Origin of the sequence: Rickettsia bellii RML369-C, from assembly GCF_000012385.1 — a bacterium.
GTDB lineage: Bacteria > Pseudomonadota > Alphaproteobacteria > Rickettsiales > Rickettsiaceae > Rickettsia > Rickettsia bellii.
The window spans coordinates 1,165,648-1,188,551 of record NC_007940.1 but is presented as its reverse complement, the minus strand read 5'-3'; the positions used below and the strand labels follow the sequence as shown (position 1 = coordinate 1,188,551).

The following is a 22,904-nucleotide window of genomic DNA, read 5'->3' as shown; positions in this document are numbered from 1 at the left end:
AAAAGCTCGATTTCTCTCGCTTTATGCTGGATCCCGTGAATAAATCACGGGATGACACCGAGCCTTAAGTTGACACCTATGTGCCTATGTGGAAATGACATAGAACATCTCGTCGCAATGGCGTTAAAAAATTAAATTATCGTAAAAATAATATGGAAGAAAATTTAAAAAAGACAGGTTTTTTATTCGGTGGGAACGCTGTTTTTATTGAGGAACTATATAAACAATATTTAGAAAATCCTGCTTCAGTTGATCAAACTTGGCAAGAGTTTTTTAGCTCAGTTAAGGATAGCAATCAGCTTCTTAATAAAAGTACTGCTAAAATAATTTTAAAAGCAGCAGCCACAGAAGAGTCTAAAACTTCAGAAAATCCTGTATCCACCACAAATAATTTTAATGTTGGTGCGATGATAAAAAATTATCGTAAATATGCCCATTATCTTGCAAAGCTAGACCCGCTTGGGCTTGAAGTTACTAAAACTAAAGAGGATTTAAAGCTCAGTATAGAAAATTTTGGTTTTACAAATGATCAGCTTAGTAAAGTAATAGAACATAAATTTTTAGAAAAAACATATAATTTAGGCGAGTTGGTTAATTTTCTGGATAAAACTTATGCAGGTTCTATTGGAGTTGAATTTGAGCAGGTAGAAAATGAGGAAGAAAAAAATTGGTTATATTCTAAATTAGAATCAGGTGTCATTTCATTTTCCTCGGAAGAAAAGAAAAATATCCTAAATGACTTAGTAGAAGTAGAAGGATTTGAGCAATATCTACATACAAAATTCCCAGGAGCTAAGCGTTTCTCGGTAGAGGGCGGTGATGCTTCCATAGTTGCTATGAATAAGGCTATTGATTTATCTCTGCATCAAGGTGTGGAAGAGATCGTTATAGGTATGGCTCATCGAGGAAGATTAAACACGCTAACTAAAGTAGTTGGTAAGCCTTACAGAGCCGTTATTGCAGGCTTTATAAGCGGAAGCGTTTTTCCTGATGAGCTAAATGTTTCAGGTGATGTAAAATACCATTTAGGCTATTCATCGGATAGGGTCGTAGGTGATAAGAAAATACATTTATCACTTGCTGATAACCCATCACATTTAGAAGCTGTAAACCCGATATTTGCAGGTAAAGTAAGAGCAAAACAGGACATGCTTAAAGATAATAAACGTAGTAAAGTCAAAGCTATTTTAGTACATGGTGATGCTGCTTTTTGTGGTCAAGGAGTTGTGGCAGAAAGCTTATCTATGTCACCCCTAGCTGCTTACAATATTGGCGGAGTGCTACATTTCGTAATTAACAATCAGCTAGGTTTTACAGCAAATGCAGCAGATACCAGAGCCAGTAGATATTCTACGGAATTTGCAAAAATAATAGCAGTACCGATTTTGCATGTTAATGGTGATGATATAGAAGCAGTATTAAAAGCCACAAATATTGCGGTAGAATATAGGCAGAAATTCGGTAAAGATGTTATTGTGGAAATCATTTGCTACCGAAAATATGGGCATAATGAGGGCGATGAGCCAATGTATACACAAGGTAAAATGTATAACATTATCAAGAGTAAGCTAACGCCTGGAAATATCTATGCAAATGAGCTAGTGAAAAGTGGTGTGATCGATAATAATTATTTTGCTAAATTAAAAGAACAGTTTAAAGCAAAACTAGATAAGGAGTATGAGCAGGCTAAGAATTATAAGCAAGAAGCTCATTTTTTAGGTGGTTTGTGGCAAGGTATTACTCGCACTCGCACACAAGTGGCAGTAACTGGGGTAGATAAAAAGACCTTACAAAGTCTAGGGACTAAACTATGCGAAATGCCGAAAGATTTTGCCGTTAATCCAAAATTAGTTAAGCTATTTGACGCTAGAAAAGCTGCTTTAACCGCAGATCAGCCTATTGATTGGGCAACAGCTGAGCAGCTCGCTTTTGCAAGCCTGCTAACATCTGGTACTAATATAAGATTAACAGGGCAGGACTGCGGACGTGGCACTTTCTCGCATCGTCATTCGGTATTACATAATCAAGTTGATGATACTACCTATATACCTCTAAATAATTTGTCTAAAGAACAAGCAACATATGAGGTGGCAGATAGTAATTTATCTGAATATGCAGTGCTTGGTTTTGAATATGGTTATTCACTCGCAAACCCAAAAAATTTAGTTTTATGGGAAGCACAGTTTGGCGATTTTGCTAACGGAGCTCAGATTATTTTTGATCAATTTATTTCAAGTAGTGAAACAAAATGGCTTCGCATGAGCGGACTAGTAGTTTTACTACCACATGGTTTTGAGGGGCAAGGACCAGAGCATAGCTCAGCAAGACTTGAGAGATTCCTACAGCTAGCAGCTGAGGATAATATGTATGTTACATATCCTACTACGCCTGCTTCAATTTTCCATCTACTTCGTCGTCAAATAATTGATAATGTTAGAAAACCATTAATCGTGATGTCACCGAAATCTTTATTGCGTCATAAAAATGTGGTTTCTAAACTTGATGAGTTAGGTAGTAATACTACGTTCTTGCCGGTTTTAGATGAAGTAAATAAACTAGAAGCAAGCAATATTACTAAAGTAATTTTATGTAGCGGTAAGGTGTATTATGATCTATTTGAAATGCGTGGCAGTAATAGTAGTATAGCGATTATTAGGCTTGAACAATTATACCCATTTGAAAAAAAGGTTGTAGTAGAGCTGTTAAAAAAATATAATAAAGCAAGTGAATTTATTTGGTGTCAGGAAGAGCCAATGAATATGGGAGCTTGGAGATATATAACCTCTCACCTAAATAATGCTTTAAAAGAAGCAGGAATTAATAATGAATTCAAATATATAGGTAGAGAAGAATCAGCATCTCCGGCAGTAGGCTCACTACAAGCACATAATAAGCAGCAAGAAAAATTATTAAAAGAAGCCTTAGGAGTAAAATAATATGGGTGTTAAAATTATAGTGCCGTCTCTCGGTGAATCGGTAACAGAAGCGACTATTGCCAAGTGGTATAAGAAAGAGGGCGATGCTGTTAAAACCGATGAATTATTATTGGAAATTGAAACTGAGAAAGTAACATTAGAAGTTAATTCCCCGTGCAATGGTACTATAGGTAAAATAATAAAAGCTGACGGAGCAAATGTTGCAGTTGGTGAAGAAATAGGCGATATAAATGAGGGGGAAGCTGTAGCAACAAATAGTAACGAAGCAGCAAAACCTCAAACAGCTTCCCAGCCTGTTCCAGAAAAAGTACCAAAAAAGCCAGCAGTTGCTAATAATACCCTTGCTCCATCTGTGCAGAAATTAGTTACTGAAAATAAGCTTGATCCAAATAATATAAAAGGAACAGGCAAAGATGGTAGAATTACCAAAGGTGATGTATTAGAGACTATGAACGCTCCTACTCCTGCCGCTACTTCTACCACTTCTTCAGCTAAAGCTAGTGAGGAAAGAGTAGAGCGTGTGCGTATGTCACGTTTGCGTAAAACCATTGCACAGCGTTTAAAAGACTCACAAAATACAGCTGCTATTTTGACTACTTTTAACGAAATTGATATGTCAAAAGTTATAGCTCTGCGTGGTAAGTATAAAGATGAGTTTGAGAAAAAGCACGGCGTAAAGCTTGGTTTTATGTCATTCTTTGTTAGAGCAACTATCGAAGCGTTAAAGCTTATTCCGTCAGTAAATGCTGAGATAGATGGTGATGATTTAGTATATAAAAATTATTACGATATAGGTGTAGCAGTTGGAACAGAACAAGGTCTTGTCGTGCCGGTTGTTAGAGATGCTGACAAAATGGGATTTGCTGATATTGAAAAGACAATAGGGGGGCTAGCTAAAAAAGCAAGAGATGGTAAGCTTTCTATGGCTGATTTATCAGGTGGCACATTCTCGATTTCTAATGGCGGTGTATATGGTTCGCTTTTATCTACTCCTATTATTAATCCGCCTCAATCTGGTATTTTAGGACTACATAAAACTGAGGAAAGAGTAGTGGCTATAGATGGTAAAATTGAAATACGTCCGATGATGTATATAGCTCTATCATACGATCACCGCATAATTGATGGAAAGGAAGCTGTTTCATTCTTAGTAAAAATTAAGGAGCTAATAGAAAGTCCTGAAAAGCTACTGCTAAACTTATAGTTTGCTTGGAGTTATAATTAATGATAAAATGTACTCGTCGTATTGAGTTCGATGCAGGGCATAGAATTATCGGTCATCAAAATAAATGTCAATATCTGCACGGTCATCGCTATGTTCTCGAAATAACTATAGCAGCAAAAAATACTGATGAACTTGGTATGGTAGTGGATTTTGGCTTGATTAAAGATTTAGCTAAAGGCTGGGTTGATGAAAATTTTGACCATAGCCTAATCTTGCATCAAGGTGATAAAGAAATCGGGCAGAAAATTGAAAGTCACACAGGTCAGAAAGTATATTATTTAAAGAATAATCCGACGGCAGAAAATATTGCTCTGCATTTAAAAAATGAGATTTTCCCTAAGCTTTTTGAAAGTCAAAAATTCTTTGTTACTAATATAAAACTATTTGAAACACCTAATTGTTTTGTTGAGGTCTAAGCGTGCAAGAGTTTTGCTTAGTTTTGACCACGACTAATGATTTACAAATTGCTGAAAAAATAGCCTCTCTATTATTAGAGTTAGATCTTGCTGCTTGCATACAAATCGATGATGTGAAAAGTTACTTTAAATGGGAAGGAAAAGTAAACTTTGAAAAAGAATATAGAATTATAATTAAAACAAGATCTTCTAATTATAAAGAAATTGAAAATAAAATCCTTGAAGTTCATAATTATGAATTACCGCAAATAATAAAAATAAATATTGACTGCGGCTTTCAAAAATACTTAGAATGGATTAATCAAAATTGTAAATAAACCTATGGTTGAATTAAAATTAAATTAAGTAAGTATATTCGGAGTAAAAAATGAAATTATGGCAAAAAGTTACCTTAGGTCTAATCTTCGGTATTATATTCGGTATTTACCTACCGCAATATGTTGATTATATTAAGCCAGTCGGTGACATATTTTTACGTTTGATAAAAATGATCATTGCACCGCTAATTTTCTTTAGCTTGGTTTCAGGCATTACTAGTATGAATGATACTTCTGCACTTGGCAGGGTAGGCATGAAAGCGGTAGTAGCTTTTTTAGGTACTACTTTTTTTGCTACAGTCTTTGGTCTTGCTGTTGCGGCAATATTGAAGCCCGGCGTAGGCATGCATATAGATTTTTCTCCTTCTGGCTCTAGCAAGGTTGAGAGAACATCCTTTAATATAATAGATTTCTTTGTAAATATAGTACCTGATAATGCTGTCGGTGCTTTTGCAAATGGTGATGTTTTGCAAGTAGTATTTTTTGCCGTCTTTGTTGGGATTACCTTAAATAAAATGAAAGCAGCAGCGGAACCTATTACTGATTTAATACATTTAATGTCGAAATTAGTACTAAAAATGATATCATTTGTTATTCAATTATCGCCTTATGGTGCTTTTGCTCTAACAGCTTGGATTATAGGTACGCAAGGCATAGAAGTAATGATAAGCCTTTCAAAGCTTGTTATAGCGGTTGTTGTGGCAATGACATTTCAATATTTAGTATTCGGTTTGCTTATATATATATTTTGTCGTGTTTCTCCTATACCTTTTTATAAGAAAAGCTTTGAGTATCAGATACTTGCTTTTTCTACTTCAAGTAGTAAAGCGACTCTTTCAACTACTATGCAAGTTTGTCGTGAGAAACTTGGGATTTCAGAGTCTAGTACCTCGTTTGTATTGCCGATAGGTGCTTCAATTAATATGGATGGCTTTGCTATAAATTTATCGCTTACTACTATCTTTTTTGCTCAAATGATGGGTGTAACGCTTGCTCCGCATGATTATTTAGTAATTATTCTAACCTCAACTCTTGGCTCAATTGGCGGTGCTGGTATTCCGGGTGCTTCTTTAATAATGCTGCCTATGGTGCTTTCATCTGTACATTTACCGATTGAGGGTGTAGCAATTATTGCTGGAATAGATAGAATTCTTGATATGTTACGCACTACCATTAATATAACAGGTGATGCAACAATCACTATGCTTGTTGATAATAGCGAGGGGACTTTAGATAAAGAGGTTTACTTATCGTAAATTTAGCTCAATTCTAATGCTGCTTCTTCAAGGGTTTTGAGTTGATCACGAAGCTTTGCTGCTTGTTCAAATTCAAGATTGCTTGCAGCTTTAAGCATTTCTTTTCTCAGTTTATCAATATGAGCCTTTAGCTTAGCTGGATTTTCAAATAAATTATGCGTTTGTTTTTTATCGAGCTTACTATCTACTTTCTCAAGCTCTGCTAAAGCATGGATAGTGCGGTTGATGGTTTTTGGAATTATGCCATATTTTTCGTTATGTTCTTGCTGAATAGTCCGTCTACGCATCGTTTCGCTAATAGCTTTGTCGATAGACTTAGTCATTTTATCGGCATAAAGTATAACTCTGCCCTCGCTATTTCTTGCAGCTCTACCGATCGTTTGTATCAGCGATACTTCCGAACGCAAAAACCCTTCTTTATCAGCATCAAGTATGGCAACTAAACCGCATTCGGGAATGTCTAAACCCTCACGCAGTAAGTTAATCCCAACTAGAATATCAATTGTTCCTTGCCTTAAATCCCTTAATATTTCGATACGTTCTAATGTGTGGATGTTAGAATGCAAATAAGAGGTTTTATATTTAAGTTCCTGCAAATAATTGGTTAAATCTTCTGCCATTTTTTTGGTAAGAGTGGTAACTAATACGCAGAAGCCTTTGGCAATCGTGCTTTGAATTTCGCCCACTAAATCCTCAACCTGATTAGTAGCTGGCTTAATAATACATTCAGGATCAAGCAGCCCCGTAGGTCTAATTATTAGCTCTACAACTTCGCCGCCGGTTTCATTTAACTCAAAAAGCGAAGGCGTTGCTGATACGAAAACAGTTTGTGGTCTAAAATTATCCCATTCTTCAAATTTTAGCGGTCTATTATCAAGAGCTGACGGCAGACGAAATCCATGCTCTACCAGCACTTCTTTTCTTGCTCTATCACCGTTATACATAGCTCTAATTTGCGGTACGGATACGTGGCTTTCATCAACAAATAATAATGCATCTTTTGGGAGATATTCAAACAAGGTGGGCGGTGGTTCTCCGGCTTTACGACCTGTGAAAAAGCGGGAGTAATTTTCTACACCTTTACAGCTGCCTGTTTCGGTTAGCATTTCCAGATCGTATTGAGTGCGTTGATTGATCCTTTGTGTTTCTAGTAATTTATCTTGAGATTTTAAGAATGCGATACGTTTTTGCAATTCCTCTTCAATTTCTGATATTGCTTTATTTACTGTCTCTTTCGGCATTACGAAGTGAGAATTTCCGTATATTATAGCCTTATCAAGCTTGACAAGTTTTTCACCAGTTAGCGGATCGAATTCGTGAATATACTCAAGTTCATTACCAAAAAATGACAAACGCCAAGCCTTATCACTATAGTGTGATGGAAAAACATCAACATTATCGCCTTTAACCCGAAAGCAACCACGTTCAAAACCAATATCATTACGCTCATATTGCAAATTCACTAAATCATTAAGTAGCTTATCACGAGGGTAACTTTTACCAGGCTCTAAATTGACTGTCATTTGATAGTATAAATCAGGGGAACCAAGACCATAAATGCAAGAAACAGAGGACACAACTATAACATCACGACGCTCTAATAACGATCTTGTAGCTGAGTGCCTCATTAAGTCAATCTGCTCGTTAATTGAAGAGTCTTTTTCTATAAAAACATCGGTTTTCGGGATATAAGCTTCTGGTTGGTAATAATCATAATATGAGACAAAATATTCAACTGCATTTTTGGGAAAAATTGATTTCATTTCAGAATAAATTTGTGCAGCTAGCGTTTTATTATGTGCCATAATAAGCGTCGGTCGGTTGGTTCTTTCTATGATATTTGCCATAGTAAAGGTTTTACCCGAGCCTGTAATACCAAGCAACATCTGAGAACGCTTTTTGTTGTTTAAGCCCTTGATAATTTCATCAATTGCTTTTGGTTGATCACCTGCTGGTTTATAATCTGATATAATAGAAAAGTTACTCATCGCTTTTTTCTTGCTTTAACATTTATAGTTTAAGATAATATATTAAAATTTAATAAAAGAGTACAACATTATGAATAAAGCTATATTACACGCTATTATTATTTACACCCTTGCCGGTTGTCCCTATTGCATGAAAGCTAAAGCACTACTTGATAAAAAAGAAGTTGCTTATGAAGAAATCGAAGTTCAAAACTCTCAAGATCCAAACGTAGCAGTATTAAGAAAGAAGTTAAATAATCCTGATAGATTAACATTTCCGCAGATATTTATAGATAATATGCATATAGGTGGTTGTGATGATTTATACGATCTTGACAAAGAGGGAAGATTAGATAAGTTGCTAGAAGGACAGCCGAAGAAAGACTAAATTATATGTCACCCCGTGGCTTGGATCGCATTACCCTGTCCGTCATCCCACGTAGGCAAAGCGTTGTTGCATGGCTCGAAAAACGCTCTCGATGTCATCCCGTGGCTTGTCCACGGGATCCAGCATAAAGCGAGAGCAATCGAGCTTTTCATATTTTTATTTTTAACTGGATCCCGTGGACAAGCCACGGGATGACACTGAGCAATGACTAATCAAAATCAACATAAAAATTCATTCTATTCACTTCTGCCTTATTTATGTATGGTCGAGGGATTTTAACATACGTTTGCGGATCGTTACTTCACTTATTTGTTTGTTGCTTGCTAAAGTAATAAATATTTTCGTACCAATAGTTTATAAATACGTAATAGACGGCTTAAATAAAAACCTAGCCCTTTCGGTCACTATTGGCATGATTATGGTATATGGCGGGACTAAAATATTTGTTCAGATATTTAGCGAGTTACGGAATATTATCTTCTCAAAAGTAGGGCATCAAGCGACTAGGCTTATTGCTCTTAATGTCTTTAAGCATATGCATAATTTAAGCATGCGGTTTCATATTACCCGAAAAACTGGCGGCTTAAGTAGGTCAATAGAGCGTGGCACTAAAGGCATAGAAGCGGTGCTGCGTTATTCACTATTTAATATTCTTCCGACAAGTGTAGAAATCATACTTGTAAGCGGGATATTATGGTATGTATATGGCATTTGGTTTTCTTTCACTATCTTAGTAACCATGTCAATTTACGTTCTTTACACTTTCCTAATTAGTACTTGGCGGATTTCGTTTGCACGAGAGATGAATCAAAGCGACAATACCGCAAATAATAGGGCAATCGATAGCTTGCTGAATTTTGAGACTGTTAAATATTTTAGTAATGAGGAATATGAAGCCTCTAAATTTAATGAGGCACTACAAATTTATGAAAAATCAGCAACGAAGACAACTAATAGCCTATCCATTTTAAATATAGGGCAGGATGTTATAATATCCCTTGGGCTTGTCGCTCTTATGATACTTTCGGCGACTAAAATAAATCAAGGTAAAATGACTGTCGGTGATTTAATCATGGTTAATACTTATCTTTTCCAGCTATCAATTCCGCTTTCAATACTTGGATTTGCTTATAGGGAAATTAAGAATGCCTTAGTTGGTATGGAAGATATGTTTAATCTTTTAGACATACCAGAAGAAGTAGAGGATTCTAAAGACGCTAAAGAGCTTACTATATCAAAAGGCGAAGTCGCTTTTAAAGAGGTGAATTTTGCTTATAATCAAGAACGCCCGATTTTGCATGATATCAGCTTTACTATAGATAGTGGTAAGACGCTTGCCATAGTGGGTAGTAGTAGGGCAGGCAAATCGACTATCTCACGTTTGCTTTTCAGATTTTACGATATTAATAGTGGCAGTATTACTATAGACGGGCAGGACATAAGAGGGGTTACACAAAGCTCGCTTCGCAAAGCTATTGGAATCGTGCCGCAAGATACTGTCTTGTTCAATGATACAATATATTACAATATTGCTTATGGTGATAATTCGGCTAGCTATGATGAGGTTATAGCTGCTTCAAAGAACGCCCATATTCATGAGTTTATTATTAGCCTGCCGGAGGGGTATGAGACTCAAGTAGGCGAGCGGGGTTTAAAGCTTTCAGGTGGTGAGAAGCAACGCATCGCCATAGCAAGGACGTTACTCAAAAATCCATCTATATACGTGTTTGATGAAGCGACAAGCTCGCTTGATACTAAAACCGAAAAGCTGATTCAAGCAAGTCTTAAAGAGATATCGGAGCATTATACTACCTTAATTATTGCTCACAGATTATCAACAATAATCGATGCTGATGAAATTATTGTTTTAGATAATGGTTATATAGTTGAGCGTGGCAACCATAAAACCTTACTAAAACAAAAAGGCTATTACGCAGAACTTTGGTATAAACAGCAGGAAGAAGAGCTAAATAATAATTAATATATTTACTTTTATTAAATTTATTATAATATATATTTTCAATTGCAATATTAGATAAGAGGTAAACTATGAAAGGTAAAAATTCTGATAATTTTTGTAAGGATTTAGTGTTTAGTGGTAGTGGTACAATAACAGGAGTGATATCAGGTGCTGAAACTTTTAGTAATTCATCAACAGAATTAAAAGTTAAAAGTTTAGGAGGTGATAATACTACGATTATTTCAGGTACTATTGATTTTGCAAATCCAATTTTAGAAAATTCTTGGAGTGGGGCTACCATAACAGGAAATGTAGGAACTACCACTTCTTTTGCTGGTGTTATTATACAGGCTGATCCTGAAGCTAAGCATGTTGAAAAAGCTAGATATATGGATGTAAATGAGATTAATTTTGATGAAATTGCTCCAAGTGAACACTCAGCTCATATTAAATATATAGAGCAAAATTTAGGTGTAAAAGTGTTTTATCCGGCAGGACCTGAAGGAGATCAAGCTGTAAGAATAGAAGGTATGAAAGTGATAGGATTAACCTCCGAAGGAAAATATCTAGTTGATGGAAATATAGAAAATTAATAATCATAGGTTTGTTTTCTATGTTATTCCTGTTTAAGGTTTGCTTGTGTAGGTCGGAAAGCATCTTCAGTGTCATTCCCGCATAGGCGGGAATCCAGGCTAAAGCGAGATATATCGAGCTTTTAGTTCTTAAAGTTTGCTGTATTTATGCCTTTTTTCTGGATTCCCGCTTTTGCGGGAATGACATACAGAAGCGGAAATTTCAACCTATAAACTTATTGACTTTTTAGTAGTCATATATAGAATCGTAACCGGAATAGTTAATGCTATTCTGGGACTTCAAAAACCCAAACCCAAGATGGGCAGTATCAACCATAAAATGATACAAACCTCGACTTCTATGGTCGGGGTGATAATAGTCATGTTCAAGGTTTAAGGTGTAAACCTTAAACCTAAAAGCTATTATGACTGATCTTAGGCAGTTTTTTGAACGCCCCGACCACCAAAATTATATAGTTTGGTGGTTTTAATTAATCGGGAGTCATCAAATGTCAAATCAAAATACAAAAACCATCAGCAATATTACGTTAGATTTCGTTGAAAAAGAGATAAATACTCTTAAAGATGAAGTTGCACATTTATTAGAAAACCCCGCAACAGAAAAAAATATTGAAAGAATAGAACAACGTTTAGAGGAACTTGAAAAAATGCTTTATAATGTTGTATAGTTATTGTTGTGTCATCCTTGCTTAAGGGTTTGTTTGTATAGGTCGAAAAGTGCTTTCGGTGTCATTCCCGCATAGGCTTTGTTGTGTGGATCAGTTTCCCCTGTCATCCCGTGGCTTGTCCACGGGATCCAGTTTAAAATACTAAAATTATTAGTATTAAAAGTTGCTTTTCTGGATCCCGTGGTCAAGCCACGGGATGACAAAGAGAGAATGATCCACGCAATAAATCTTACAAATCCTTACAATGACGTATTTTTATATAGGCTATTATTTTGTCCCTTAAAATCAAACTATTTCTTATTACAATAATTAGCGGTATAATATTATACTTTGTCATTCCTCCTACTCCTTTGCTTGAAAAGGTAAGTTTTTCGCAAAGAGTATTTGATAGGAATGGCGAGTTAATGCGTATCTCGCTTTCTAAGGATGATAAATATCGGATATTTACTCCGCTTGATGAAGTGCCGCAAAGTTTTATAGAAGCAGTTTTATTGTATGAGGATAAGCATTTTTATAAACATTTCGGTATTAATCCCAGCTCTTTAATCAAAGCTTTTTACTCTACTTATCTAAAAAATGATCGTAAAATAGGCGGGTCTACTATAACAATGCAAGTAGCACGGCTGAAATATCGTATAAACTCTGCTACTATTTTCGGTAAAATTCATCAAATTATCAAAGCTATTCACATAGAGTTACATTATTCAAAAGATGAGATTTTAACGGCTTATCTAAATTTAGTACCTTATGGTAGTAATATTGAAGGGATATCGGCGAGTAGCTATATTTATTTTAATCGTGATCTAAAAAGTTTAAACCTAATCGATATTCTAAGCTTAGCTGTTATCCCGCAAAATCCGCTGAAACGAGGTGGTAATAATATAAATATTTTAGACATGCGAAAATATTTATTTACTAAGTGGCTAGAAACTCATCCGCAAGATATTATTTATAAAGAATTGATAAATTTACCGATTAAATTTAGCCAAAGTAAAAACCTACCTTTTATTGCACCACATTTTACTTTAGATATATTAGCAGATAATAATAGTCTAGTAATTTATACTACTATTGATAAAAGCCTACAGACTATTTTAGAAAAGCAGGTGCAGCTATATGTTAATGATCAGAAAAAATATGGCATAAATAATGCTGCTGTTATGCTTGTTGATTTTACCACAATGGAGGTACTTGCAAGTGTTGGCTCTAGCAATTTTTTTAATAACGATATTTGCGGGCAAATTAATGGTGTTAAGAGTTCTAGATCTCCTGGCTCTAGCTTAAAGCCTTTTGTATATGCACTTAGTTTTGATCAGTCATTAATACATCCATTAACATTACTAAAAGATACTCCTACTTACTATGATAATTATAAACCAGAAAATTTTGATAGTAGATTTGCTGGTGGCTTAAGTGCTAAAGAGTCATTAATAAAAAGCCGTAATGTACCCGTTATATTCCTTGCATCTAAATTAAAGAATCCGAATTTTTATGAATTTTTGCAACAAACAAAAATCAGTAATTTACGAAAACCTGAAAGCTATGGATTGTCTATAGTCCTTGGTACAGCGGAAGTTACTTTAGAGGAGCTTACTACTCTTTATGCTATGCTAGCTAATTTGGGGGTTTACGAGCCAGTTAGGAAAGTGCTAGATTTGTCATTCCCGCAAAAGCGGGAATCCAGTGCTATAATATTACAGTTTGATAATGATATGACAAAATTACTAGATTCCCGCTTTTGCGGGAATGACATACCTGAAACTCATCTAAACCTATTATCACCTGAAGCAAGTTACTTAACGCTTGATATTATTAAAGATACTACAAGACCACTTAATTATAATACAAAAATAAATATACCGGTTTATTGGAAAACGGGAACTTCTAGCTCGTTTAGAGATGGGGTTAGTGTTGGAATATTTGGGAAATATGTACTTGCTGTTTGGGTTGGAGATTTTAAAGGGCAAACTCATGGATCATTTACTGGTAATGGTTCTGCTGCACCTCTATTTTTTAATATTATAGAATCAATAATTGATCCAAATAAAGACAAAGATTTAATTGCTGCCAAGATAAATGATTTAAATATTACTAAGGTAAAAGTTTGTGCTGATACGGGTGATCTTGATAATGATATGTGTCCAGTGAAGACCAAGACTTTATTTATTAAAGGTAAATCGCCAATAAAACAATCAGGCATTTATAGAAAAATGTTGATAGATCTAAAAACTGGTATGCCGGCTTGTAATTTTATCGAAGGACAAACAGAATATAAAATCGTAAATTTATGGCCAACAGATATGTTATCAGTTTACCAAAAAGCCGGTATACATATATTACCAAAACCAATACCGGCAAATTATTGTAATAGTTTGATAAATTGGTATCATCAGAAACCTAAAATTACGCATCCGTTAAAAAATTCCATATACTCAATCAAAAATAGTGATAATATAATTTTAAACGCAATTGGTGATAATAAAACTAATAATATTTTTTGGTTTGTTAATAATGAACTAATAGCAGTTGCTAAGCCAAATGAAGCAGTAAAGTGGAAAGCAAAAATTGGCGAGTTTGTTATTAGAGCCATTAATGATAGTGGTCAAAGCGATAGCGTAAAAATTTATATCAAATATTAAATGGTAACTTCAATGTCGAAAACAATAGAAGTCATAATAGAAAGCGAAAGTGAGGATGAAGAAGAGTATTTTGAACCTTTATCAGATGATGTTCATAATTTTAATTTTTTAAAAGAGCAAGCTTTAAAACTTCTTCCTGAAGTTAATTATTTACTTAAAAAAGCAGGTAAAGAAAATGTTATAGTAATAGGACCGTCTGATAGTGGTAGGGTTGATGTTTTAAAAACTTTAACTAATGAAAATTCTGAACAATTTAGTTCGCAATATGCATCAAACATAAATTTACCAAAAGGTTTAAAAGTTAATGATAAAGTACTTTGGGAATGTTCTAATAAAATAAAGACTAATACAACTGATAAAGAATCTATCCTTCAAGCACTAGTTAATAGATTCTTTTTGAAAAATATATTGCAAAATTCAGATAAAGTAGGATTTATTGTAGTAGCACCACAAAAAACAACAGTTAATGAAACTGTTGAGAACTTTATTGCAATTATAGACTATTTTATAGATATATTCCCTGAAGCAAATCGTGAAAATTTAAAAGAAAATGTTACATTCGTAGTAACAAAATTTAATAAAAATACCCAAGAACCATTTGTACAATTATTAAAAAATCAAGAAGTCATATTAGAATATTTTCCGCAATTATTTGAAGATTTATATTATTTATATGCTTCTAACACACCAAATGAAGAGGTCACTTTAAAACTAGAAAATATTAATACGAGTGAGAAAAAAATAAATATAAAGAAATTAAATTCACTTTTTTCAATAGATCATTATAATGCAGCTCATTTAGAATTAGTACAAAGCTTATATGATAGTAGAGAGTCAAATATATCTAAAATATATGATGTTATTCGATTAATTTTTACGGAAAAGGCTTTGATATATATACAACGCTTGATTGCTCAAAATTTTGTGATCTGTTTAATTATAATAATTTTATTCAACCATTTTCCAAAAAATTAAATTATCCAGCTTTGGAAACAAATCCATCTCATTTTCCAGGATTACAGCAATTATTTGAACTTGAAGAAGTTTTAAAGCAACAAGATAATGATAAATTACCAACAGGGCTTAAAGTTTTAAGTATTTTAAAAAAATTTGTTAATGATAAAGCAATACATGATAAAATGGAGGATTATTATTATGTATTAGATCAACAAATTAGAGAAGTACTATTTTTCAAAGAAGCATTAAATTCTAATAAATCTTATAAATTAGAAATCTGTAAGTCATTTATAAAAGATAATTATCTTTCTTCCATAAAAAATATTCAGCCTCAAGATAATAAACCTATAGAATATTATAGAGAAGCCATAAAATGGCTGAATATATATAATGAACCTAAAGAAATTGAAAAAACTAAATCTGCATGTTATTTAAAAATCGCTAATCTTCTTAGTAAAGCAGAAAATTATGAAGAAGCATTAGCCAATTATCATTATGCTCTTAAACAAGTTTTTTCACATATTAAAAACCTTAGATAGTATTTCAAATGATGATATTGATAATGTAACCCCGTATCGTCAAAAAGGAGATTATCTAATTTCTCAAAAACAAGATGAAGAGGCTGCATATCAATATATTTTAGCCATGAGCGTAGAGTCTACGCCTTGTAAAAAACAGAATATATTATTTGAGATAATAAGTGCATTAGAGGGAACTTTAAGTGTTGAACCAAATCCTACATGTATTTCTGTAGATATGAGAGAAAAATATATGCCAGAAGTAATAGGTAAGTATCCTGAAATTATATAGTATTAACGCCAATTTAGAATAAGATTCTACAAAAAATCTTATTCTAAACAATGCATTATATTTATTATATTTTGTTATTAGCTTCCTTAGATTCTGCTTCTTGTTGTAATTTATACTCTGCTGTTTTTTCTTCTACATAACTAAAAAAGAAATAACAAAAAGTTAAAAAACTGGTTAAAATTATTGCAAAAGTTAGCAATATTAATTTAAGCTCTTTTTTTGAATTTTGAGATTTTAATCGTTTTTCTTCCTCTTCATCAAACTGATACTCAGACGTTAAAATTTGCTCTTCTTCTGTATTGTTCATATGCTAATCCTTTAGTAATTTAGTTTAAACGATCATGAAAAAGCTATAGCAAGAATTAAAATAAGTCAACAATTTTAATTTTCGGTTGTATTTTTACCTAAGAATATAGCTCTCTCAATTTGTCTACGTTTAACAAGCCCTTTCAATTTTTTACCTTTAACATAAATCCATTTAAGAAATTCATCAGCAGCTTCTAGATATTTATTTTGGTTGAGTTTTTTAAGCAATGTAGAATTTTTAAATGCTGTGCTACCACAATTGAAGATGAAAGAAATTAATGCTACTTGTTGATTAATGTTTAAAGAACTGTGGCAGTATTTATATAAAACACAATTTACTTCTGCTATATCTGCATCAAGTAATTTTTCAGCATCTTCTTCAGTTATTTTATTAGCTAAATGTAACATTTCATGAGGTTTTATTACATGACCATAACCAATTGTTTTAAGTCCTGCTGGGCAATAATAAGGAGTTAGTTGTAGAGATTCAAATTGTTTAATTAAGACTTTAGCAAGTTGTAGGGCAAGCATTAAAGTAATATTTTTAATTAATCATCGGTGATGATAATCAAAAAAATAGTATCGACTAAGTTTTTCTAACTAAAAAACTAAAATGTGGCACTTGATATCCATCTACAGCGACTGATTCGTTAAAAATTGTTTAGCGTTCGCTATAATGTTTATATATTCATATTCCTACTTGTATTTTGTTGTTTGATAAGTATAACTATACTATTAGTTGTATTCAATATATGAAATTATGATAACAAAAAGTATACAATATTATGATAATAATGCACAGTCGTTTTATGATAAAACGATTAATCTAGATTTATCTGATAGCTATAAAGAGTTTATAAGTTATTTACCTGAGAAAGCACATATTTTAGATGCAGGGTGCGGAGCAGGGCGTGATACAAAATATTTTCTAAGTCAAAATTATCAAGTAACTGCTTTTGATGGTTCAAGCGAAATGGTAAAATTAGCTTCAAAAGCAACGGGGATTGATATTCTGCATTTAAGTTTTCAGGATATGGATTTTGAAAATATATTTGATGGAGTTTTGGCTCAAGCTTCATTACTCCATGTTCCTTATAGTGAAACAAAAGATGTTTACAAAAAAATTCACAGGGCATTGAAACCAGATGGAATTTTTTATGCTTGTTATACTCATGGGGATGATTTAGTGCAAGCTGATGACCGAGATTTTTATAATATGAATGAAGATATAGTAAAACCTTATTTTGATGGGCTTTTCGATGTAATTAAAATGTGGACAAGCGAAGACGGTAGAATCTCCGCAAGTAAAGATAAATTATGGTTTAATTTTATTGTTAAGAAAATATACCTTTAACATTTCTTATATTTTCCTTAACTTAAGTTTAACCATAACTTAAGAGCATTATCCAATTTAATCATCTCATTAGATGATAATTTTCCGATTTTTCTGTCAATTTTTTCAGACTTAATAGTAATGATTTTATCAATCATAATTTGAGATTCTGAAATAAGACCTGTTAGCTTTGAAGGTATTAATGAAAGGCGAAATAATGGAGCTTCTAACAAATATGTTATTATAGGGCAGATTGTTATACTTGCATGAGTTTCATTAAATAAATCAGATTGAACAATAAACTGCAGGTCTTGGCTTACCATAATCACCACTTAATACACAAATTATAATATCTCCCTTTTCCATTAAAAAATCCAATTTGTTTGATCACTATTTGTTTCCCATAAATCATTATCAGACTTTTCCATTTTACTAACTAACAAAGATTGCTGTTTAGCTTCTTCAGCTAGGCTTGAATTTTCTAATTGTTTAAGATACATAAGTATTGCTTCAGTAATTAACCAGTTTTTACCACGATGTAAATCATGAGCTGCTTTTTCTAGTTTTTTATTTAAACTTAATTCTAAACGTATACTGGTTGTAATACTTTTTGCCATGTTACTATTATTTTATAATATTAGCTTTATTGTAACACAATGTATTGCAAATTGCATTATATTTTTCACATTATTCAGTTTTCCTCAAAGCCATGCTGAAATATACCCCGTCACCGAGATTTACGTTACGGAAATCAAAAGACTCAAAATCTATCCCGGGTAAGGGGTTTGAATAAGAGCTTTTCATGTCTAATAAATTTTGCTTTTCAGCATATTCTTTGAAAGTCATATTTGGAGGTAGGTTTTTGCTAGTATCTTCAAAACTAAAATACCTAACTTCATAATTAACGCCGTTAATAGTTACTTTTGAGCTGCAAATTTCAGGATGAGCAGAAGAAGAGGAGGTAGCATTTGCTATTTGCGGCATCACGTCTAACAGCTCTTTTAATTTTAAATTTCCTTCAGTGCCATACATTGCAGCTGATAAAATTAGAAGAATAAATAAGCCTGAGAAATATTTTCTAAACATAATCTTAATTCTTTAAATATACTAACTTATAAATGAAAGAAATATCTATTGTCAAGGGTGATAGAAATAGTAAATATATTTTACAATTAATATTTACTATTCTGTAATATATTTTTTAACTTGCTACAAAAATCATTATTAATATATAGGCTTTCGTGCCATTATAAAAATATACAAGGAAAATTATATGAGCTAAGATTTTTCTTTAGCAGGGGTTATAGAATATATTTTACTGAAAAAAATAACGAAATTATACTTTTGTTAAATGCAGGTGATAAAGATACACAAAGTAAAGATATTAAAAAAGCCTTAGAAATAATGGAAGAGATTTATAAATAAAGGGTTTAGATGGAAAAGTTTACAGATTATTTAAAAGAAAAATTACAAAATGAAGAAACATTGATAGCTTATATTAATGAGGCCTTAGAGCAATATTCTCTAGACCATAATAAGGAGTTATTTCTTGTTACTTTAAAAGAAGCTATTATAGCAAAAGGAGGAGTCACCAAAATATCTAGAGAGGCTCATATAAATAGGCAGCATTTATATAAAATGTTATCTAGTAAAGGAAACCCAAGTTTTGATAATGTTAGAACTTTATTGAGTGTTTTGGGATTACAATTGAAAGTAGAGGTCTGCACACTTTAAATGTAATATCCCCAAATATCTAAATTAGTAACTTTAACAAGCCTTAGAAAATAGATATTAATATTTTTTTATACAACAAGCGGCATAAATTCAAATTAGATTATATCTAATTTCATTAATAATTTTTCTTCGTCTATTTCATTAAATTTTTTTGCCATTTTTACTAATTCTTGCTCGTTTGTTAAATTGGCATTTCTAACTAAATATTTTTTGATATTTTTATATTTTGCTGATTCTACTGAATTCCATGTCAAATTAAGGAAAATAAGAGTTGTATTTGCTTTTAATGCTTTCTCAATCTCGCTTGCTCCTATTTTATCTATATCGTTATTCCCAAGGTCAAGACCAATAAGAGTTTTATTAAGCTTAAGCAGTTTTGCAAGCTCTATAGCTCCGTTTGTACTTATGTTATTACCAAACAAATCAAGCTGGATAATATTATTATCGCTTGCTAGCAATTTAGAGATTTCTTTAACATCTTTATCTGTAAGTCTTTTTTTCGAAAGGTTAAGAATATCGCTGCCATTTTTTAAATTTACTGCTTCTTCTGTAAAATCTTTTTCTTCTAAAAACTTTATTAAATTATCCATATATTTTGAGTTATATTATTATATTTACATCTTTTTTGTTATTAATTTAAACTTTAAATTGCATCCGTTAAATTCCTATTCCTGAAGCTATTATAGCTATTTATATTGTATTTGCAATGATATTAATATAATTTTTTCTACTTTTGGTTTGCAGTTGAATAGAATATCAAAAATTATAAATTATCTTATAAATAGTGAGATAAAACAGGAAACTAAAAAAGACTTAGAAATAAAGAATTTAGGGGGAAGTTTACAAGTTAAAAGTGGAGATCTTCTATGTACTTTAACATGTGGTACCCGCAGCCGGACTTGAACCGGCAAGAGCTTACGCTCCACGGATTTTAAGTCCGTTATGTCTACCATTCCATCATGCGGGCAATTAAAAATACAATACTGTATTTTGCTAAGTGGACAGATTAATAAAAAAAAGAAAAAAAAGCAAGAACTTTTATTTATTAATTACATAATAATAAAGGTCTAATGTAGGCAAATCAAATTTTGCCTGTAATATATTAACTAAAATAGTGACAAAATAGTAATAATATGATATAATTAGACCCAGAAAGTAATACTTTCTTTTGCATGTTATTGACAAATGCCGCAAGGTAAGATAGTTTTGCATAGTGAATTTTTTATTAAGCATAATTTAAATTCCAACAAGCAATTTCTATCTAAAAAGGTTTTTATGACTACAAATATAGTAGGTAAAGTTAAATGGTTTAATCCGACGAAAAATTTTGGATTTATTGAACAGGAAAATGGCGGCAAAGATGTGTTTGTACACAGATCTGCCGTAGATGCAGCAGGTCTTGCAGGTCTTAACGAAGGACAAGATGTAATTTTTGATCTTGAAGACAAGAATGGTAAAATTTCTGCAGTTAACCTCAGAATTAAATAAATATATTTGTACCAAAAACAGCTATCCAAAGTTTTCAAATTTTGGATAGCCTCGTCACCTTTTACAACAAAATATTAGATATTTTGTTTTGTCTTATAATAACCTTATACATGTCTTAAGCATTGGAATGGTTTAATGCTTAAAAGTAAAAAAATATCATAATTATGGTATTATTAACAAATAATTTTAAAGCTAATTAAAATCTTTATTTGCTGTAAATTATAAGATTTTTTTGAAATAGGTTCGCTATTACTTCGAATCAATTAAAGCTATTTTGTTAATATGCTATAGATAATTTAATGGCTGCTATTAGTGTATTCTTGTAATACAAAAATAGTAAAGTCATTATTTTTTGCTGTGAGTTATTTTTATACAATCAATAATGTGCATATTTTAACTTAAACTTTATTGGATTATATAATGAAAAATTTTAATTTACCTGAAGAATTAACTACTACGCTTGAAGCGATGAAGATAACAGAGCCAACCGAAATACAAAAACAATCGATTCCGGTTGCTATCGCAGGTTCTGATATACTTGCTTCTAGCCAAACTGGTTCAGGCAAGACTTTAGCTTACTTGTTACCAGTAATTAATGCATTTATTAAAGATAAAACTACTACTTTAATATTAGTACCGACAAGAGAGCTTGCAACACAAATCTGTTCTACCTTAAACAAAGTAACTACGTCTTTCAAAATAAATAATGCAGTTTTGATAGGTGGTGAACCTATGCCTAAGCAATTTACGCAATTAAAGAAAAATCCTAAAGTAATTATAGGAACTCCAGGGCGTATTATTGATCATTTAAATCGTGGAAGCCTAAAAATTGATCGTATAGGTATAACTGTGCTTGACGAAATGGATAGAATGCTAGACATGGGCATGAAAGAGCAGTTAGAAGAAATCAATAAATTCTTGCCGGAAAAAAGACAAGTTTTAATGTTTTCTGCTACTATGCCAAAACATATTATTTCTCTTTCACAAAAATATTTAAATAATCCTGTACGTATTACAGTAGGTGCTACTAATAAAGCAGCAGCAGAAATAAAACAGGAGTCAGTACATATTACAGATAAAGAAAAATTTACTGAATTAAATAAGCAGCTTGGTGATAGAGAAGGATCAGTAATTATTTTTGTAAAAACAAAACGTTCTGCTGATCAATTAGCTAAAATGCTAAGATATGAAAATCATAAAGCAGAAGCTATACATGGTGATTTAAGTCAGCGTCAACGTGATAGAGTAATTTTATCATTCCGCAAGTCAAACCATAGAATAATGGTGGCAACTGATGTGGCTGCTCGTGGGCTTGATATTCCGCATACTCAGCACGTAATTAATTATGATTTACCGATGTGTCCGGAAGATTATCTGCACAGAATAGGTAGAACAGGTAGAGCTGGTGCTAAAGGTAACGCATTATCCTTTATTTCGCCTGATGATGTTATTAGATGGCGTGCTATTGATCGTTTAATAAATCAAGGCGAGTCCACTCCTAGAGAGAGCTTTAGAAGTAACAAAAATAATCGTAAAAGATCTTTTGGTAATAATAGAAGAGGCGATAACTCTAATAAAAGATTCGGTTCTAGCAATAAGAGAAGTTCTGAGGGTGATAGTAATAATTACGGTCAAAGAAGAAGTAAAGTATCTTAAGAGGAAAATCTGTCATCCCGTGGTGGCATTGTTGCGTGGTTTCGATGTCATTCCCGCGTAGGCGGGAATCTAGGAATAAAAAAACTTAAATACGTTAAACCTCTAGCACTAAAAGCTCGATTCATCTAGCTTTTTTCTAGATCCCGTGGCTTGTCCACGGGATCTTAGGATGTAGACCGTGAGATGCTGTGATCAAAAAATGAGCATGACGTTTCCAATTTATGCAATGGCACATAATTTATAGGAGGATAAATT

At 32.6% G+C, this 22,904-nt stretch carries 24 protein-coding genes, 1 tRNA gene and 1 pseudogene; 18 read left to right on the top strand and 8 right to left on the bottom strand.

The genetic code is table 11. The features are described 5' to 3' along the window. Window positions 1-152 precede the first annotated feature (152 nt). Genes RBE_RS05715 through RBE_RS05695 form a run of 5 tightly spaced genes read left to right on the top strand, consistent with a single transcriptional unit; the run spans window position 153 to window position 6,150 of the window. A complete protein-coding gene (locus RBE_RS05715; protein WP_011477758.1) occupies window positions 153-2,936 on the top strand; it encodes a 2-oxoglutarate dehydrogenase E1 component in 2,784 nt (927 codons plus the stop codon). A gap of 1 nt (window position 2,937) precedes the next feature. After that, on the top strand, window positions 2,938-4,140 hold the full coding sequence (gene odhB / locus RBE_RS05710; protein ID WP_011477757.1) for a 2-oxoglutarate dehydrogenase complex dihydrolipoyllysine-residue succinyltransferase: 1,203 nt from the start codon (window positions 2,938-2,940) through the stop codon (window positions 4,138-4,140). 20 nt (window positions 4,141-4,160) lie between these two features. After that, the gene (locus RBE_RS05705; RefSeq protein ID WP_011477756.1) at window positions 4,161-4,577 is read left to right on the top strand and encodes a 6-pyruvoyl trahydropterin synthase family protein; all 417 of its coding nucleotides are present in this window, start codon (window positions 4,161-4,163) and stop codon (window positions 4,575-4,577) included. A gap of 2 nt (window positions 4,578-4,579) precedes the next feature. After that, window positions 4,580-4,894: a divalent-cation tolerance protein CutA gene (gene cutA / locus RBE_RS05700; protein ID WP_011477755.1), complete on the top strand. Its 315-nt coding sequence runs from the start codon at window positions 4,580-4,582 to the stop codon at window positions 4,892-4,894. Window positions 4,895-4,944: 50 nt separating this feature from the next. Next, window positions 4,945-6,150 carry a dicarboxylate/amino acid:cation symporter gene (locus tag RBE_RS05695; protein WP_011477754.1) on the top strand — a complete coding sequence of 402 codons (1,206 nt, stop codon included), beginning with the start codon at window positions 4,945-4,947 and terminating at the stop codon, window positions 6,148-6,150. 2 nt (window positions 6,151-6,152) lie between these two features. On the opposite strand, the gene uvrB is transcribed toward RBE_RS05695, so the two are convergent. Then, complete coding sequence (gene uvrB / locus RBE_RS05690; RefSeq protein ID WP_011477753.1) at window positions 6,153-8,138, bottom strand: excinuclease ABC subunit UvrB; 1,986 nt, start codon at window positions 8,136-8,138, stop codon at window positions 6,153-6,155. 70 nt (window positions 8,139-8,208) lie between these two features. Between uvrB and grxC the strand changes: the two genes are divergently transcribed. The 8 genes and pseudogenes from grxC to RBE_RS05650 all read left to right on the top strand — a co-directional run bounded on the left by grxC (window position 8,209) and on the right by RBE_RS05650 (window position 16,132). Further along, complete coding sequence (gene grxC, locus RBE_RS05685; protein ID WP_011477752.1) at window positions 8,209-8,505, top strand: glutaredoxin 3; 297 nt, start codon at window positions 8,209-8,211, stop codon at window positions 8,503-8,505. 204 nt (window positions 8,506-8,709) lie between these two features. Beyond that, window positions 8,710-10,486, top strand: a pseudogene (locus tag RBE_RS05680) (ABCB family ABC transporter ATP-binding protein/permease). Window positions 10,487-10,554: 68 nt separating this feature from the next. Further along, the gene (locus tag RBE_RS05675) at window positions 10,555-11,058 is read left to right on the top strand and encodes a hypothetical protein (RefSeq protein WP_011477750.1); all 504 of its coding nucleotides are present in this window, start codon (window positions 10,555-10,557) and stop codon (window positions 11,056-11,058) included. A 488-nt stretch (window positions 11,059-11,546) separates the two neighbouring features. After that, window positions 11,547-11,726 (top strand): hypothetical protein, encoded by a 180-nt coding sequence (locus RBE_RS05670; RefSeq protein ID WP_012151659.1) that lies wholly within the window; start codon window positions 11,547-11,549, stop codon window positions 11,724-11,726. Window positions 11,727-11,998: 272 nt separating this feature from the next. Next, window positions 11,999-14,365, top strand: a complete 2,367-nt coding sequence (pbpC, locus tag RBE_RS05665) for a penicillin-binding protein 1C (RefSeq protein ID WP_012151660.1) — start codon at window positions 11,999-12,001, stop codon at window positions 14,363-14,365. A 12-nt stretch (window positions 14,366-14,377) separates the two neighbouring features. After that, window positions 14,378-15,340 carry a hypothetical protein gene (locus RBE_RS05660; protein WP_228368733.1) on the top strand — a complete coding sequence of 321 codons (963 nt, stop codon included), beginning with the start codon at window positions 14,378-14,380 and terminating at the stop codon, window positions 15,338-15,340. Between the two features lie 11 nt (window positions 15,341-15,351). Next, window positions 15,352-15,861, top strand: coding sequence for a hypothetical protein (locus RBE_RS05655; protein ID WP_011477747.1), 510 nt, complete (start codon window positions 15,352-15,354; stop codon window positions 15,859-15,861). Beyond that, complete coding sequence (locus RBE_RS05650; RefSeq protein ID WP_011477746.1) at window positions 15,818-16,132, top strand: hypothetical protein; 315 nt, start codon at window positions 15,818-15,820, stop codon at window positions 16,130-16,132. Before RBE_RS05655 ends, RBE_RS05650 begins: the two co-directional genes overlap by 44 nt. A 64-nt stretch (window positions 16,133-16,196) precedes the next feature. On the opposite strand, the gene RBE_RS05645 is transcribed toward RBE_RS05650, so the two are convergent. After that, the gene (locus RBE_RS05645) at window positions 16,197-16,439 is read right to left on the bottom strand and encodes an RP671a family tick cell line-upregulated protein (protein ID WP_011477745.1); all 243 of its coding nucleotides are present in this window, start codon (window positions 16,437-16,439) and stop codon (window positions 16,197-16,199) included. A gap of 74 nt (window positions 16,440-16,513) precedes the next feature. After that, the gene (locus RBE_RS05640; RefSeq protein ID WP_011477744.1) at window positions 16,514-16,969 is read right to left on the bottom strand and encodes a lysozyme; all 456 of its coding nucleotides are present in this window, start codon (window positions 16,967-16,969) and stop codon (window positions 16,514-16,516) included. A gap of 229 nt (window positions 16,970-17,198) precedes the next feature. On the opposite strand from RBE_RS05640, the gene RBE_RS08045 reads away from it, so the two are divergent. Beyond that, window positions 17,199-17,792, top strand: coding sequence for a class I SAM-dependent methyltransferase (locus tag RBE_RS08045; RefSeq protein WP_012151664.1), 594 nt, complete (start codon window positions 17,199-17,201; stop codon window positions 17,790-17,792). A 17-nt stretch (window positions 17,793-17,809) separates the two neighbouring features. Here RBE_RS08045 and RBE_RS05630 read toward each other — a convergent pair whose 3' ends face one another. From RBE_RS05630 to RBE_RS05620, 3 genes are all read right to left on the bottom strand, one after another. Next, the gene (locus tag RBE_RS05630; RefSeq protein WP_228368732.1) at window positions 17,810-18,094 is read right to left on the bottom strand and encodes a type II toxin-antitoxin system PemK/MazF family toxin; all 285 of its coding nucleotides are present in this window, start codon (window positions 18,092-18,094) and stop codon (window positions 17,810-17,812) included. Between the two features lie 42 nt (window positions 18,095-18,136). After that, window positions 18,137-18,388, bottom strand: coding sequence for a ribbon-helix-helix protein, CopG family (locus RBE_RS05625; protein WP_011477741.1), 252 nt, complete (start codon window positions 18,386-18,388; stop codon window positions 18,137-18,139). 70 nt (window positions 18,389-18,458) lie between these two features. Continuing rightward, on the bottom strand, window positions 18,459-18,857 hold the full coding sequence (locus RBE_RS05620) for a hypothetical protein (RefSeq protein ID WP_011477740.1): 399 nt from the start codon (window positions 18,855-18,857) through the stop codon (window positions 18,459-18,461). A 120-nt stretch (window positions 18,858-18,977) separates the two neighbouring features. On the opposite strand from RBE_RS05620, the gene RBE_RS05615 reads away from it, so the two are divergent. Then, a complete protein-coding gene (locus RBE_RS05615; protein WP_011477739.1) occupies window positions 18,978-19,196 on the top strand; it encodes a type II toxin-antitoxin system RelE/ParE family toxin in 219 nt (72 codons plus the stop codon). 9 nt (window positions 19,197-19,205) lie between these two features. Further along, entirely contained in the window at window positions 19,206-19,505 is a 300-nt protein-coding gene (locus tag RBE_RS05610) for a DNA-binding protein (RefSeq protein ID WP_011477738.1), read from the top strand. Window positions 19,506-19,600: 95 nt separating this feature from the next. On the opposite strand, the gene RBE_RS05605 is transcribed toward RBE_RS05610, so the two are convergent. Together RBE_RS05605 and RBE_RS05600 are read right to left on the bottom strand one after the other, a co-directional pair. Beyond that, a complete protein-coding gene (locus RBE_RS05605; RefSeq protein ID WP_011477737.1) occupies window positions 19,601-20,095 on the bottom strand; it encodes a hypothetical protein in 495 nt (164 codons plus the stop codon). Between the two features lie 291 nt (window positions 20,096-20,386). Next, window positions 20,387-20,472, bottom strand: a tRNA-Leu gene (locus RBE_RS05600). Between the two features lie 308 nt (window positions 20,473-20,780). Between RBE_RS05600 and RBE_RS05595 the strand changes: the two genes are divergently transcribed. Both RBE_RS05595 and RBE_RS05590 read left to right on the top strand, forming a co-directional pair. After that, entirely contained in the window at window positions 20,781-20,993 is a 213-nt protein-coding gene (locus RBE_RS05595) for a cold-shock protein (protein WP_016948370.1), read from the top strand. A 420-nt stretch (window positions 20,994-21,413) separates the two neighbouring features. Then, window positions 21,414-22,649: a DEAD/DEAH box helicase gene (locus tag RBE_RS05590; RefSeq protein ID WP_011477735.1), complete on the top strand. Its 1,236-nt coding sequence runs from the start codon at window positions 21,414-21,416 to the stop codon at window positions 22,647-22,649. The last annotated feature ends 255 nt before the right edge of the window (window positions 22,650-22,904 follow it).